The organism is Alkaliphilus peptidifermentans DSM 18978 (assembly GCF_900101495.1).
In the GTDB taxonomy this organism is placed as follows: Bacteria; Bacillota; Clostridia; order Peptostreptococcales; family Natronincolaceae; genus Alkaliphilus_C; species Alkaliphilus_C peptidifermentans.
In genome coordinates this window covers 37,494-52,974 of record NZ_FMUS01000003.1, presented here as the reverse complement: position 1 = coordinate 52,974, position 15,481 = coordinate 37,494, and the positions used below count along the sequence as shown (strand labels likewise).

Here is a 15,481-nt window from a genome sequence, read left to right as displayed (position 1 = left end):
TAAATTATATTGTTGCGAACTTTGTCGAAATTTGCTATAATAAAGCTGTGGTTATCCCCCTGGTAACCTCGATTTATTAAATTTTTTATTTTCCCAATACCCCTTTTGATTCACGTCGTTATAGATGTGAAGCTGGGCGACGAACCCCAGCTCTTTTTTTTTGCAAAAAATTAATGATCTAAGAGGTTTATGCTAATTCACAAATGCAACACTATAATATATAATATTGTTGAAACAAATAAAAAAGCTTTTATATACTCTTTAAAGGAGGTTTATTATGGATAAGCCCAAAGTTGCTGTTATTTTTACAGGTGGCACTATATCTATGTCTATAGATCCACGAATCGGAGCTGCAATTCCATCACTTTCTAACCAAGAAATTCTTTCATTGGTAACAAATATTGATAAGTATGCAAGCATTGAAACAATTAACTTTTCAACTCTACCTGGTCCTCATATTGATCCCCTTCTGATGATGGATTTAAGAAGCTTAGTGATGGATACCCTTCAGAGGGAGGATATTGATGGAGTAGTAATAACTCATGGTACAGATACTTTGGAAGAGACTGCATTTTTATTGGATCTAACTATCGACTCAAATAAATCGGTAGTAATAGCTGGAGCCATGAGAAATTCTTCTGAACTAGGATATGATGGTCCAAGCAATTTAGCCGCTGCTGTATGTACTGCTATATCGCCACAAACTAAGGGCAAGGGTGTTTTAGTGGTTATGAATAATGAAGTAAATGCTGCCAGTGAAGTCACTAAAACCAATACCTTAAGCTTAGATACCTTTAAATCTTTAGAATTTGGTCCATTAGGTATTGTTGATAATGATGAAGTAATTCTACATAGGGATATAGTAAGCCGTCAACATATTTATACAGACTCTATTATACCAAACGTTGATCTAGTTAAATGTGTGGCAGGAATGGATTCACGCCTATTAAAGTTCTGTGTTGATTCAGGCTCAAAAGGAATTATACTGGAAGCTATGGGCAGAGGTAATGTTCCCCCCGGCATGATTGATGGTATAACCTATGCCATTAATAATGATGTTGCCGTGGTAATGGTTTCTAGGTGCCCTACTGGCCGGGTATTAGATACCTATGGATATGAGGGTGGGGGTAGAAGCCTACGGAATTTAGGAGTGATTTTAGGTGGAGATTTGCCTGGTCAAAAGGCTAGAATCAAACTAATGCTAGCCTTGGCAGTTACTCAAAGCTTAAATGAAGTCAAACAGATAATGGAGCATAATCAATATGGGCCTAAATAAGAGTTAAAAGTTAAAAGTTGAAAATGAAAAGTTGAGAATTGAAAATTGAAGAATGAAAATCTAAATTTAAAATAAGAGCTAAGAGTTATAGACTTAATATTAAGTAACCATAGCAAAAATCCCAATAATAAATTGGGATTTTTTTTTATAATCTTATCTGAATATATTGTTCTTTATACAGGTATCAAGATCAAAATCTTTGATTTCATTAGATGAAAATCGTATTTTAAGTATGTTATCAATAATATCTATAACTGACCCATGTCCAAATGCCTTATGAATTATTTCTTTTCCTTTAAAAAACCTACTTCTCTCCATTTGGTAGCATTTCATTTCTTCAATAAATCTTGAAGCCTCCACTTTTCTATCATATCTGTTTTTAGGTGATAAAATATAAAGCTCATCCTTTGCTCTGGTAATAGCCACATAGAAGAGTCGTCTTTCTTCCTCCAACATTTTATTACAAGAAACAGATTTACTATGGGGAACAATTTCTTCAATAGCACTTGTTATAATAACTACTTCATATTCTAAGCCCTTTGCACTATGCATGGTCAGTAATGACACTCTGTTGTCGTCATTGTCCTTTGGCTTATTTCTTATTTGATTTCTAAAGGCTTCCATACCAGCAAAATAAGAATTAAGGTCTTTATATTTTCCACATGCTTCCTCAAACTCATCAAGAATATCGAAAAAACCATTGCTTGGTATATTTTTCTCTAGGCAATAATTAACTATATATTGATTGTAGCCTATCTTTTTCCGTATAAAAGAAATTGCTTCCTTAAACTCCATGTGCCTTAGTGATTTCAAGTCAACTTCTAACTCTTCAACTAGCTTCAACTGGTAAGGTAAAAGTCCTCCCTTCAGCTTCAAAGACGTAATTAGGTCCTTATGATATTCACTGGCTTCTCTTATGGATTTCTTTGTAACATAGCGAGTTGGTCTATTTATTATAGCTATTATGCTATTATTGTCCAGTTGATTATGGGCGGCCTTCATATATGCAATAATATCCCTTGCTATCCAGTGATCATAAATATTATCAATTTGATCTTTGCAGATAAAGGGTATTTTATTATCTAATAAAATATCCACCAGCCCATTTGCCAATAGGTTAGTACGATAGATAACTGCAATATCTTTATACTGATGTCCCCTTTTCACAGCGTCAGTTATTATGTCAAAAACCCTTCTATTCTCCTCCTCTCTATTTAGAGGTGAGTAGTATTCAATTGTTTTTGAACTTGTAATAGTCGGCTCCATATTTTTATTTACACGAAAATTATTATTTGAGATCAGCTGATTTGCAGCAATAATTATAGCCTGCTGTGAGCGATAATTTCTTTGAACGGAGATTTTATTTAAGTCAGGATAGATCTGTTCAAATTCCAAAATAAATTCTGGTTTGGCACCTCGAAAGCTATAAATAGATTGATCATCATCACCAACTACAAAAATATTATTTTTTGGTGCTGAGAGCATTTTTATAATTTCAAACTGAATAGCATTAATGTCCTGAAATTCGTCAATCAGAATATATTGAAATTGATTTCTTAGGTTTTCTAAAAGTTTTCTCTCTTTACTCAATATATCGTAGCATTTAGTTAACATATCATCAAAGTCTATTTTCCCTAAGTCCTTTTTGTAGGCTTCGTAACAATCAATTACCCTTTGAAAATCATTGTCTGATAGTACATTAGAAGAATAATTACCAACTAAATAGTGATTACTTTTATAAAGCCCTATTTCCTGTAAAATTTCCTTAATTAAATCATCATTATATGGATTTTCCACCTCAAGTGTTTTTATAATATTCTTTATTACATTTCTTCTATCCTTTTCATTTATAATATTTGACATTTCTAGTCCAAAATAACGTCTAATAATTTTATAAAATACTGCGTGAAAGGTGCCAAAATTAACTCCTTTTCCATCGCTACCTCCCATAAGCTTACCAAAACGCAAACGCATCTCCTCAGCAGCAGCCTTGGTAAAGGTTATTACTAGTATGTTTTCACCAGACACATTATGATTTTTTATTAAATTACCAATGCGATGTGTTATTATAGTTGTTTTTCCAGAGCCTGGACCAGCATAGACTATACAAGGTCCATCTTTATGAGTTACAGCCTCCAGCTGCTTATTGTTTAAGGAATATTTATATAAATCCAAAGCTTACACCCTCTACAAGCATATTTTAATTAAATCTGCAGTTTTAAAGTTTATCATATTTCAATTAGAAAGACAAATAGAAGCTATAGGTTGTGAGATAGAATAAGTCAGACATTTGGGGTTTACTTCAATTGTCCGACTCATTTTCTTAATTTGCTAATGGCAATGACTAGTTTTATTAAATTATATACAGAGTATTACTATTAATTTTTACTCTGTATTAATATTTGTTTCATCAAACCATTAAAAGTAAATTCTATTGCATTAGGGTTTAATTCATTGAAATCTAAATCCATTTCGTCTTTCAGATCTTTTAAAATTCTGATGGCTTCATCTGCACCCTTCAAACTATATAATAGATATCCATAGTTTCTAATTATTTGAGCTTTAATATCATCAGCAAATTCATATTCTAAAAGACTTCTATGTATGTTTAAACCTTTATCCATTTCATTATTAGCCATATATTGACTCATAATAAAGAGTCCAGTTTCTAACTTAGTTTTGCTATTATCAGATTGTCTAAAGGTAGCTTCTGCAGCATTCATTGTTTCCTCCATGGGAAGTAGTTCAGCTGCTATTGATAAAAAGCTTATTAATCCATCAAAACTAGAGTTTACATTCAGCTTTAGATGCTGAAGACCTTCCTTTACCAATTCTTTTTTTCTTTCCATAACTAAATCCTTGTCATACTTAATAAGATAATAATTGTTTCCTATAACATTGTAATAGTTTTGGTTTTTTAAGCCCCAGAGGGTTTCTATTGGCTGCATATCATACAAGTGTCTTTCATGATAGGGTATATGTCCAACAAAAGCACTATATTGAATAGATGTAATTGCATCAATGAAGCGTTGATGAAGCTGTGATTGAGATTCATGTTCATCTATTTGTTGAAATATTGGAAGTTCTATTCCAATATTTCTGGATTTAATATCCTCATAGACAAGAAACTTGTCTGCTAGATAATTTACATCAGTTGCTACTCGACGCAAAACTGTTGCAGCTTCAGCCCTTGTAATGTTTTTATCTAATCTTAGAGTTCCATCAGAATAGCCTCTTAAAATTCCATTATTAACCGACTCAATTATCAGATTATAGTTTGGTATATTAGCATCTACATCTTTAAAGCTAATAATATGATCCTCTATTGGTGGTGTGGTAACTGCTCTAGATAACAATAACACTTCATGTCTATTAATAGGTTTATTGGGATTAAATGTATCCTCTGTAAAAATTTCTTTAATCTCAATATCAGCATTGCCATATTCAGAAATGTAGGTTGCCAGTATAGCAAGCTCACCATATGCCCAGTGATACCTGTCTACATCAGTGTAAGATATATTAATACCTTTACCAAAATGTAACCCTACATCTTGATAAATATTCTTTTTCACAAGTAATGTATTTAATGCTAGAATAAAATCTATTCTAGTCATTATGTCATCAGGTCTAAATGTTCCATCATTAAAGCCATCAATTAACTCCATTGTATTTGCTGCCCAATTAACGTGCTCTTTACCCCAATGATTATCCAAATCTGTAAATATAACCATTGACATAGTAAACTGAATACTGAAAATACAAATCAAAGCAATTAATAGAATTGTTCTAATAACACCCTTCATTAGGTACTACCCCCTTGTACTAGGCTGTAAATTATTTACAGCTATATAGTATCATATGTAACAGAAGTTTTGTTTTACATTTGTATGACATATAATATTTCCTCATCCTTATACCCTCAATTTACATATTATAACAATATACTAGAAATTTCTATATTTTATAGCTTATTTCCCAAACAGATTTTTTTTGATATTATATTATTATAGATAATCTTCGGAGGTCATTATGATAATTAAAGAATATACTCATAAAGAACAATTGATTATACCTAAATACGTTTATCAATATGTAAGCTGTAATAACACAGTTATTTTCGATATAGAAACAACAGGGCTTAGTAAATATCATAATAAAGTAATTCTTATAGGTTATTTATTTGCTGAGGATGGTCAAATTAAAATTAGACAATTATTTGCTGAAGACTCTTCAGAAGAAGGTTTAATACTATTAGAGTTCATGAAGGACATAAGTAACTTCGACACAATGATAACATATAATGGTGCCACCTTCGATTGTCCTTTTTTAAAGGAACGCTTTATTCAACATAAATTAGAATGGCCCGGGGAGACCTTAGAGCATATTGATATTTTAAAGCACCTTAGGAAGAATAAAGAGTATTTAAAAATTGACAACTTCAAGCTGAAAACAGTAGAAAAATACTTAGGAATAAACAGAAAAGACATAATTAGCGGAGAAGATAGTGTTAGACTTTATAACCAGTTTACAAAAAAAAGGTCAGCAGCGTTATTAGAAAAAATACTATTGCATAACTATGAGGATATTTACTATTTAGGGAAAGTACTAGATATATTTAAATTTATTCCTGAAGAAGTTTATAAAAAATGGCAGCATATAGTACACTTAGATGATGAAGCAATTAGCTTTTCATTTTTTCCCACTGATTTTTCTTTTAAGTCTAAAGCTATAACATTAGTTGGAAGATCTTCTAAAAATAATAATTTGCCTCAATTAAAGCACTATCATCAAGGCTTTAGTTTCTTTTGGGATCCTTCCTTAGGTAGCTTCAAACTAGACATACCTTTATTTAATACAAAGTTAAACAGTGGTAAAAAAATTCATTTTATCGATTTAAGGGTATTGAATATATCAAGAGAAAATCAAGTCTATCAAAATAATGAGCAGCTTTATGAGGAACACTTTTTACATGTAGACATACACTCACCTAACCTGCAACCTTTTGAAGGTCTAATTTTAGAAATAATAACTATGGCTATAAGAACTCCATATGTTCAATAGATATATAAAAAGTCAGAGTAATGGATAATCCGTACTCTGACTTTTGAATATAACTCGTTAGGTAGTGCTTGTTATAAGCATTCCGCCATCTACCTTCTGTTATTTAATTGGTGGGCCTTCAGGGACTCGAACCCCGGACCTACCGGTTATGAGCCGGACGCTCTAACCAACTGAGCTAAAGGCCCCTATAATATAGGGTTTTTGGGTTAATGGCGGAGAAGGCGGGATTCGAACCCGCGCGCCGCATACACGACCTAACGGTTTAGCAAACCGTCCTCTTCAGCCTACTTGAGTACTTCTCCATATTGGATATCAGATGTCGGAGTTCAGTTTGCCTGATTTCAAAGTCTGAATTTCTTACAGAAATTCAATTTATCTTTTATGTTTTCTGGCACTCTGCTTTCTGCCCTCTGACTTCTAAATGGCGGAGAGGGTGGGATTCGAACCCACGGCCCCTTTCGGAGTCACTGGTTTTCAAGACCAGCTCCTTAAACCGCTCGGACACCTCTCCAATTCCTATTGCATAACCCACTACTACCAAGGCTATGACTATATTTCAACACTGTAATTGATAGTATAGCATAGGATATTTCACTTGTCAACAATCCATATTATTACATACAAAAATTTTCTCTGATTTAACTAGAATCTAGTCTAACCCTCAACTTAATGATCAACCTTTGTAGTTTATACACAAAAAATGTGTCCGATATTCTAGACACATTTAAGCTAATTGAATTATTTCTTCAGGTTCATTGATTTGAAGCATTGTCCTTATTTGGTTTTTAGCATTAATAATTTCCCTATATTTTTTGTCTGATAGCCTTGTGTCACCATAAACCTTCCATCCACACACCTTAGTTAATTTTAAGGAGGGGTGACCCATAAAACCAATTACATCCTTCAAAGGATATCCTAGAAATACACCAATCTCATGGGGTATTACTCCATTTTGCATTTTTTCGATCATATGATTTAAATAATTGTCTAAATTGTATTCCTTTGGATAGTTATGACCCTTTAAAAATCTTAAATTCCTATTTTCTCTAAGGGTGTCCTCCAGCAGTAGGTAATTATAAAACAGTATCTTACTACATCCATTTAATGTGTTAAACTCTTTATAACAAACCTTTGAGCTTATGTTAATTATACTTTTTACTTCTTCTTTTTTTCTAATACTAATAAGGTCATTACCAGGAAAGCTTAAGATTTCAGATGGCTTTACACCTAATAAAACTGGACCCAAAGCTTCAATAATCCATCTGATAAATTCATATTCGCTATTTTTATTCAGACAATAACAATGGTTTAATTCTCCTCCCATTATGCTTTCCTCCCTCCTTCAGCAGTCAACTATCTATTTATGTAGGATTCAATTGATAACACTTCTCAACAGTCAGTAAAAAAATTTTTTATTGTTTCTTATTGAATGCACATCCACTACAGTTATTTAGTTGTTTTGATAAATCACTACATGCCCTTCTTGAAAAAACACATGGTATATTATTTTGCTTAGCCTTTTCTTTAACAATTTGTGTTATATTGTGCTCAATAAAATCATAAAAAACAATGACCATATCTGTTTCTGTGGGTATTTCATAATTACGCATTCCTTTTTTTCTTCCTGTCCAATGGGTAAAATCTTCAATTCCGTACTCCATAAGTATATTAGGAATATTTCCAAGTCGATCCGCACCAACCAATAGAGCTTTCATGTAAATTCCTCCTTTGTATATTTCTTACCGATAATGATTATCATTATTATATAAAATTTCTTACCAATTGTCAATATATTGACTTAATTTTGATAATATGTTATTTGAAATTTATTTTATATACTATACTATGTTAAGTAGAATATCTTAGCATCTATATAAAATAGATATTTTATGATAAAATATAGAAGAAGCCAAAATATTGGAGGTAGAACAATGGGGAAAAAGAAAAATCTTAATATGAAGAAGGAAAGCATTAAATTAAGTGGAAAGGAAGCATTCATCAAATCAGCCAACAAACTAAATCGAAGTATGCCAGGTGTTTATAGCGGGTGTGGAGTTATCGGTGATTCAAAATATAATCGCAAAAAATTTAAAAGAGCTATCCAAAAAGAAATTAATAACTTTGAGGATGGCTCTTTTATTTTTCCTATAAAGTATTATTGGCAATTAATGTGGTACACATTAGAACCTGATATGCCTCTGTAATTGTATTTGCTCTATAGCTAATTATGTTTGGTGCAGTTAGCTTAACACCTGGAATAATAGAAACAATTTCTGCCATTCCACTATTCATCATCGTCACTTATTTATCTTTAAAAACAAAAAGGCACCTTTAATGTGCCCTTTACTTTATTTATTTAATTTGAACTAATATAAGTAAGAATTAGCTTATACTTTGATTAAAGAGGTTCTATCCCCTTAAAGTAGCTATTGCTCTTTTGGGCTTTAAAATTATTTGAATAGCATTTTCTATTGAAGTTACAACAATGTCAGCTACCTCTATTAGCTTACCAGAGCACCCTTCTCTGCCAATGATGGCAATGGCTAGGATGGCCGACTTAAACATTTCAATATCATTATATCCATTACCTATACATAGGGTTTTATCTGCTCCTAACTCTTCCACAATTATCTTTTTGTAGGTTGCTGCATCCCCTGTTGGAAATGTAGTTATATTTACTCCTAAACCACTGCACTGCTGCTTCACATTTCCGTGGGTATCTGCTGTTATTACATATACATTTGCAAGCTCTTTAAGCTGTATTATAGCCTCTCTAATATCATCATTAATTATCCCATCAGTTGCCAAGGTTCCATTATAATCAAAAACTATGTTAGCTATTTGATAAGTATCTCTTCCTGGCACATTAATTTCAAGCATGTTAATACCCTCCCTTAACCAAATATTCCATCGATGTATTCTTGAGTCCTCTCGTCTTTAGGCTTAGTAAATAATTCTTGAGTTTCTCCATATTCTATTAGCTCTCCATTTAATATGAAGGCGGTATAATCAGATATTCTTTTAGCCTGTGACAAATTATGGGTAACAATTATTATAGTATAATCATCTGAAAGGTTCTTTAACATTTTTTCTATATTGGCAGTATTTTTTAAGTCCAATGAGGAGCAGGGTTCATCTAATAAAATTACTTCCGGTTCAACACTTAAAGCTCTTGCAATACAAAGTCTTTGCTGTTGACCTCCAGATAGCTTTAAAGCAGAAGCATTTAAGTCTTCCTTAACCTCATCATACAAGCCTGATATTTTCAGCTTTTCCTCTACTAGAATGTTAAGACTTTTTTTGTCCTTCTTTCCATAATAAACAGGACCATATACCATGTTTTTGTATATAGAGATGGGAAAAGGTGTTGGATTTTGAAATACTAAACCTATTCTTCTTCTCAGGTCTTCTTTTGGAATTTCTTTAATATTTATCTTATTGAATAATATGTCTCCGTTAATATTTGCAAATTGATCCTCATAGGTCATATAATTAAGGGTTTTTAATAGGGTTGATTTACCACACCCTGAAGGTCCAATAATTGCAGTAATCTTATTTTTTATAATATTTAAATCTATATCCTTAAGCACACTTTTATTATTAAAGGAAACAGATAAACTATTTATATTTATAATTGTATCCATTTTTTTATTACCTCCCAGTTTTAGCGACTAAGCTGGCTATAATATTTATAGTAAGTAGTATAGAAATAAGTACAAATGTTGTAGCATATGCATTTTGTATGGAAATGCTTTCTGAAATCAATAAGTAAAGATGATAGGGTAACGCCATAACTGGAGATGTAAGGGATTTAGGAGTTGGAGCAAACATAACCGCTGATGTTAGTATAATTGGAGCAGTAGCACCCATCGCATAGCTTCCTGCAAGGGCTATTGAGGCTATAATATCTCTTTTGCAGGCTGGCAGCACTAGCCTAAAAAAAGTATAGGTCTTTGAAACCCCCAATGCATATGATGAACTAATTATATAACTATCAATCTCAGATATTATTCTCTCTACCTTAACTTCAATCACAGGAAAGATCATTATACCAAGGGTGATTCCCCCAGCGATTAAAGATCTGCCTAGCCTCAATTGATATACCAATAGAGTATATCCAAACATTCCTATAATAATTGAAGGTATTCCAGCAATACATCCAATAACAAGATGAATAAGATTGGAAATTTTAATGCTATTACAATAAAACAAGAGGTAAATTGCTGTAGAAATGGCTAGTATTGAAGCAAAAAAGCATGCAATAAGGGTAAGGTATAGGCTGCCTATTATAGCTGGATATATACCTCCCTCTGAACCAAGGGGCATCCCCTTGGGACTGTCAAAAATGAAGCTGAGATTTAAGACAGAGATTCCATTAATAATAATATAAATTATTATGTATGATATAAGTGATAAAACAATAATTCCGCTTAAAACACACCATAGCTTTATAAAATATCCTTGTGCATACCTTCTCATTATTTACACCCTCTAAAAATTTAATTTTCTTTGTAAGAAGTATAATATTATATTAATGCAGAGTAATAAAAGCATTAAAACTAATCCTGCTGCAAAAAGCCCATGGTAGTGTAGGCTTCCAACCTGGGCACCACCCATTTCAAGTGCTATCAGGGAGGGGATTGTTTGACCCTTACTTAAAAGCTTTGGCATAATTGGTGAATTGCCAATAACCATCATTACTGCCATCGTCTCTCCCATTGCCCTTGCTAAGCACAGTATTATAGATGCTATAATGCTCCTTCTTGCTGTAGGCAATATAAGCTTTGTTATCATATACCATTTGGATACACCTAAAGCTTGAGATGTTGTTAAATATTTATTTTTAATATTAAACATAGACTCATCACAGGTGGATATTATAAAGGGCAGAATCATAATTGAAAGTAGTATTCCCCCTGCTAATATACTCTCACCTGAGGAGAAGGCTAGTTTAACCTCAAAATTTTTAACGATGACTAAAAATCCAATGAATCCATATACCACCGAAGGAATTCCAGATAAAATATTGATGTATGGCTTTACAAAATGCCTTAAGCCTTCATCTAAATAATTAGATATAAAAAGTGCGCAACCTATTCCTATGGGCAAAGCTATTATAATGGCTATTAAGGACACAAAAATTGTAGATAATATTATAGGAAAAATTGAATAAGAAGGATTCACAGATACAGGTCTCCAGATTTTCCCTGTAATAAAGCTTAAAAATGAAACCTGTCTGAAAAAAACTAAACTTTCCTTTAATATAAAGAAGATTATAAATATGATAAGGAATATGGACATAAATGCCATTAGTCTAATAAATAAAGAAAATACTTTTTCAATAAATTTATGCATAGAAAGCCACTTCCTTTAAGTCTGATATAAATACTTTACTAAAGCAAGCAAAATCAGAGGAACATATATTCCTCTGATTTAATAATTAATTAAAACTAATTGGATGGAACAAAGCCTAATTCTTCAATTATTTCTACACCCTTTGTAGAAAATAAAAAGTCAATGAATTTTTGTTCTGCTTCAGTAGGTTCTCCCTTTTTTACAACGATAAGGGGTCTACTTATTTTATATGAACCATTTAATATATTTTCTATAGTAGGCTCAACATCATCAACCTTTAAAGGAATAATTTTTCCTTCATTAATATTAACTGCTCCAAAAGAAGCATATCCTATTGCTCCTTTATTCTCTATTATCTTAGTAACTAATGCACCCATTGATGGAGATTGTATTGCATCTTGTCGAACGTCAATATCCTTCATTATACTACTTTGGAAAACCTCGTGGGCACCTCCGCCAATATCTCTTATTACAACAACTATTTCAGTATTTGGTAGCCTATCATCTACTTCATTCCAATGAGTATATTCACCTGAAAATATTTTTTGAAGCTCTTCAGAAGTGAAATTGTCCTTAAATTCCAGAATCGGATTTTCAGGGTTTAACGAAATTGTTAGAGCGTCTACCCCTAGTGTATATTCTTGATGCTCTCCAAGGGCTTCCTTTTCATCCGACTTAACTGCTCTTGCTGTCAATCCAAAGTCTGCGGTTTCTTCTATTGCAGCCTTTATTCCCGCTCCGGAGCCTCCTGAAGAAACAAATATTGATATTTCTTCATTTGGAAAAGATTTATCAACATTATCCCAAGTTTTATGTAGCTCTTTAAATTCTTCAGCTGCTTTAGAAATTACAGGAGCTAGTGTAGATGAACCACTAAACATGATTTCAGCCTTAAAATCATCGTTGCCTGAAGTGGTATCTGCTTTATTACATCCTGTTAGCATTAAACTAAATACTAGAAATAAACATATTAACAAGTTAATTTTTTTCATGATTATACCTCCGTTTTTTGTTAAATACATAGCAATTGAATTATAACAAATGGCTATGTTGCCAACAAATAGAAATATTTGATTAATCTTCAATGTTCTATAGAAAAATTTGATGGTTGATTTAGGACTTTCAAACGCAATAAAAAAGATACTAGAAGATTCTCTCCTAATATCCTTTATTATATTAATTTTTGTCTGAAGCTTTATATTTCTAGGTTCCCATATACTGATATGTTAAATCTTCATAGTCTTCCTATCTAACCAAGCTTTTTCTTCACCATCCAAATAAGGAGACAAGACCTTATTTACCTCTTGATGATAGTTATTTAGCCATGTTTTTTCTTCAGTAGTAAGCAAATCAACATTTATACCATTTAAATCTATTGGACAATAAGATATAGTTTTGAACTTCATAAACTGTCCAAACTCATTCTTTTCATCCTCAATTACAAGTAAGGTATTTTCTATTCTAACGCCATGCTTACCTTCTCTGTATACTCCTGGCTCATTGGTAATAACCATACCCTTTTCCAGTTTAGTATTATTTGGTAGTTGACTAAAATTGTGGGGTCCTTCATGGACATTAAGGAAAAATCCTACTCCATGACCTGTTCCACAATTATAATTAATTTTTTCTGTCCACAGATGCTGCCTTGCTATAGTATCCAAGTTAGAGCCTGTGGCTCCATATAAGAAAATAGCTTTAGATAATGCAATATGCCCCTTTAAAGTTAGGGTGAAGTCTCGCATTTCTTCTTCCGTAATATCCCCTAATACAATAGTTCTAGTTATATCTGTGGTGCCATCAAGGTATTGTCCCCCTGAGTCAATCAAATACATACCTTCCTTTTTCAATAAGTACTGCCCCTCTAAGGTTGGATTATAATGCATCATAGCTGCATGGTCCTTATAAGCAGTAATTGATTGGAAGCTTGGTTCAACAAAGTCTTCTTGTTGAGTTCTAAAAAATTCCAATTTATCTGCAGCTGATATTTCTGTTATCTCCTCTTTGTCTATATTACAGTCAAGCCAGTGCAGAAATTTAACCAATGCTACCCCATCTTTTGTTTGACAGTTTATTAAATTTTCAATTTCAGTGGTATTTTTTATTGCTTTAAGATAAGTGATAATATCCTTACCCTTCTTTTTATTACATTCATCATCTAGAGCATCATGAACCATTGTATTTGTTTTATCTGGATCAAAATAAATGGTTGAGTTTACGGGGATAGATCTAACGTATGATACTATATCATTATATTCAATTGTTAAAACACCTTGATCTTCTAAGTATTTTCTTATTCCATCATCTATCTTTCTACCGTCGATAAATAGCAGGGCACTCTCTTCAGAAACGATGGCATAGGATAAAGCAACAGGGTTATTGGGTATGTCTCTCCCCCTAATATTATACAACCAAGCAATAGCATCTAGGGTTGAAATTATATAGTAATCTACACCTTTATTTTTCATTTCTTTTCTTACATCTTGAAGTTTATCTTCAATTGTTTGTCCCGCAAATTTTGTATCATGTATAAAAATGGGTGTCAAAGGAGTTTCTGGCCTATCAGTCCATAGTAGACTTATAAGATCTACATCCTTCTTGAGCTTAATATTCTTACCCTTAAGCTTTTTTTCTAGCTCTTTAGTTTTTGATACCGACATAACTCTTCCATCAAAGCCAACTGAAGATCCTTCATTTAACATCCTATTAAGCCAATCTGGGTAGTTTAATACATTTGGCTCATTCATTTTAAACAAATCTATTCCAGAACCAGCCAGTTGTTTTTCTGCTTGAATAAAATATCTTCCATCTGTCCATAAACCTGCTACTTCTTTAGTAACTACAACAGTACCATTTGAGCCAGTAAACCCAGAAATCCAGCTTCTGGCCTTCCAATGATCAGGAATATATTCGCTTTGATGCGGATCAGCGCTTGGTATGATATATGCGTCAAGTCCTATTACTTCCATTAGCTTTCTTAAATCTTGTAATTTACCAGTGTTCATCTTTTAAATCCTCCTTTTTTATTCTTAAGCCAATTAATTTAAAAGTTATATTTTGAGTTAATTGTAAGTATTTTCACCAGCTTACTTGTGTAGTTACACCAATTATGGGGTGTGTTAGAGCTTATATGGTAGCTATCTCCGGGATATAGGTCATGTCTAACATCTCCAATAAATAGTGTAAGAATTCCTTCCAGTACATAAATAAATTCTTCTCCATCGTGACTATAGGGTAATGTTTCTTCAGAGGCATCTATTGTGGGAAGTAGGTTGACTAAAGCAGGGGTAAAATCCTTACATTCTCCTCTATTTGCTAAGCTATAATATATGTACAGAGGATCTCTTACAAGGGTAACTTTTTGTTCATAGCTTCGTATAATTCTTTTGTTATCTTCCTTATATACAGAAAAGAAATAGGATAAATCCACCTCCAGCACCTTTGCTATATTATTTAAGGTTGATATGGCAGCAGATGTTAGCCCTCGTTCTAGCTGTGAAATATAACCTATTGATAAATTAGTCTTTTCGCTTAAATCCTTTAAGGTAAAGTTTTTAGAGGTTCTTAACGTTTTTATTTTTATACCTAATTCTTTATCCATTAAACCTCTCCCCTCATATATATCTTTTATAAATAACTATCTTCAGCATTTACAAGTTTTTTTATTATTATTATAATTATTATACATATACTAAAATATTTCTTCAATATTTTTTGAAAATTTTAATATAATTAATTTGGTTATCACTAGAGTGATATAAAACACATAAGTATTATCTATTTAATGTTTTT

Annotated in this window: 14 protein-coding genes and 3 tRNA genes; 3 read left to right on the top strand and 14 right to left on the bottom strand. The window is 32.3% G+C overall.

Going from position 1 to position 15,481, the window contains the following annotated elements:
• Positions 1 to 277 precede the first annotated feature (277 nt).
• Positions 278 to 1,276 carry an asparaginase gene (locus BLP68_RS03135; protein ID WP_091539901.1) on the top strand — a complete coding sequence of 333 codons (999 nt, stop codon included), beginning with the start codon at positions 278 to 280 and terminating at the stop codon, positions 1,274 to 1,276.
• 153 nt (positions 1,277 to 1,429) lie between these two features.
• Here BLP68_RS03135 and BLP68_RS03130 read toward each other — a convergent pair whose 3' ends face one another.
• Positions 1,430 to 3,451, bottom strand: a complete 2,022-nt coding sequence (locus tag BLP68_RS03130; RefSeq protein WP_091539898.1) for an ATP-dependent helicase — start codon at positions 3,449 to 3,451, stop codon at positions 1,430 to 1,432.
• 203 nt (positions 3,452 to 3,654) lie between these two features.
• Entirely contained in the window at positions 3,655 to 5,079 is a 1,425-nt protein-coding gene (locus BLP68_RS03125) for an S-layer homology domain-containing protein (protein WP_091539896.1), read from the bottom strand.
• A gap of 226 nt (positions 5,080 to 5,305) precedes the next feature.
• Between BLP68_RS03125 and BLP68_RS03120 the strand changes: the two genes are divergently transcribed.
• On the top strand, positions 5,306 to 6,337 hold the full coding sequence (locus BLP68_RS03120; RefSeq protein WP_091539894.1) for a ribonuclease H-like domain-containing protein: 1,032 nt from the start codon (positions 5,306 to 5,308) through the stop codon (positions 6,335 to 6,337).
• A 108-nt stretch (positions 6,338 to 6,445) separates the two neighbouring features.
• On the opposite strand, the gene BLP68_RS03115 is transcribed toward BLP68_RS03120, so the two are convergent.
• The 5 genes from BLP68_RS03115 to BLP68_RS03095 form a co-directional block, all read right to left on the bottom strand.
• Positions 6,446 to 6,522: transfer RNA gene (locus tag BLP68_RS03115), tRNA-Ile, on the bottom strand.
• A gap of 25 nt (positions 6,523 to 6,547) precedes the next feature.
• Positions 6,548 to 6,639, bottom strand: a tRNA-Ser gene (locus BLP68_RS03110).
• A gap of 120 nt (positions 6,640 to 6,759) precedes the next feature.
• Positions 6,760 to 6,848, bottom strand: a tRNA-Ser gene (locus BLP68_RS03105).
• Between the two features lie 213 nt (positions 6,849 to 7,061).
• On the bottom strand, positions 7,062 to 7,661 hold the full coding sequence (locus BLP68_RS03100) for a DUF3793 family protein (RefSeq protein ID WP_091539892.1): 600 nt from the start codon (positions 7,659 to 7,661) through the stop codon (positions 7,062 to 7,064).
• Positions 7,662 to 7,749: 88 nt separating this feature from the next.
• The gene (locus tag BLP68_RS03095) at positions 7,750 to 8,052 is read right to left on the bottom strand and encodes a DUF2325 domain-containing protein (protein WP_091539889.1); all 303 of its coding nucleotides are present in this window, start codon (positions 8,050 to 8,052) and stop codon (positions 7,750 to 7,752) included.
• Between the two features lie 216 nt (positions 8,053 to 8,268).
• Between BLP68_RS03095 and BLP68_RS03090 the strand changes: the two genes are divergently transcribed.
• Entirely contained in the window at positions 8,269 to 8,541 is a 273-nt protein-coding gene (locus tag BLP68_RS03090) for a hypothetical protein (RefSeq protein WP_091539887.1), read from the top strand.
• A gap of 205 nt (positions 8,542 to 8,746) precedes the next feature.
• Here BLP68_RS03090 and BLP68_RS03085 read toward each other — a convergent pair whose 3' ends face one another.
• The 7 genes from BLP68_RS03085 to BLP68_RS03055 form a co-directional block, all read right to left on the bottom strand.
• Positions 8,747 to 9,217 carry an HAD family hydrolase gene (locus BLP68_RS03085; protein ID WP_091539885.1) on the bottom strand — a complete coding sequence of 157 codons (471 nt, stop codon included), beginning with the start codon at positions 9,215 to 9,217 and terminating at the stop codon, positions 8,747 to 8,749.
• A gap of 14 nt (positions 9,218 to 9,231) precedes the next feature.
• A complete protein-coding gene (locus tag BLP68_RS03080) occupies positions 9,232 to 9,981 on the bottom strand; it encodes a phosphate ABC transporter ATP-binding protein (RefSeq protein ID WP_091539883.1) in 750 nt (249 codons plus the stop codon).
• Between the two features lie 7 nt (positions 9,982 to 9,988).
• On the bottom strand, positions 9,989 to 10,816 hold the full coding sequence (locus BLP68_RS03075; protein ID WP_091539880.1) for a PstA family ABC transporter permease: 828 nt from the start codon (positions 10,814 to 10,816) through the stop codon (positions 9,989 to 9,991).
• Positions 10,817 to 10,828: 12 nt separating this feature from the next.
• Entirely contained in the window at positions 10,829 to 11,692 is an 864-nt protein-coding gene (gene pstC / locus BLP68_RS03070) for a phosphate ABC transporter permease subunit PstC (protein WP_091539879.1), read from the bottom strand.
• Between the two features lie 95 nt (positions 11,693 to 11,787).
• Positions 11,788 to 12,684: a phosphate ABC transporter substrate-binding protein gene (locus BLP68_RS03065; protein ID WP_091539876.1), complete on the bottom strand. Its 897-nt coding sequence runs from the start codon at positions 12,682 to 12,684 to the stop codon at positions 11,788 to 11,790.
• A 234-nt stretch (positions 12,685 to 12,918) separates the two neighbouring features.
• Entirely contained in the window at positions 12,919 to 14,694 is a 1,776-nt protein-coding gene (locus BLP68_RS03060) for an aminopeptidase P family protein (protein WP_091539874.1), read from the bottom strand.
• 38 nt (positions 14,695 to 14,732) lie between these two features.
• The gene (locus BLP68_RS03055) at positions 14,733 to 15,290 is read right to left on the bottom strand and encodes a helix-turn-helix domain-containing protein (RefSeq protein ID WP_091539872.1); all 558 of its coding nucleotides are present in this window, start codon (positions 15,288 to 15,290) and stop codon (positions 14,733 to 14,735) included.
• Positions 15,291 to 15,481 lie beyond the last annotated feature (191 nt).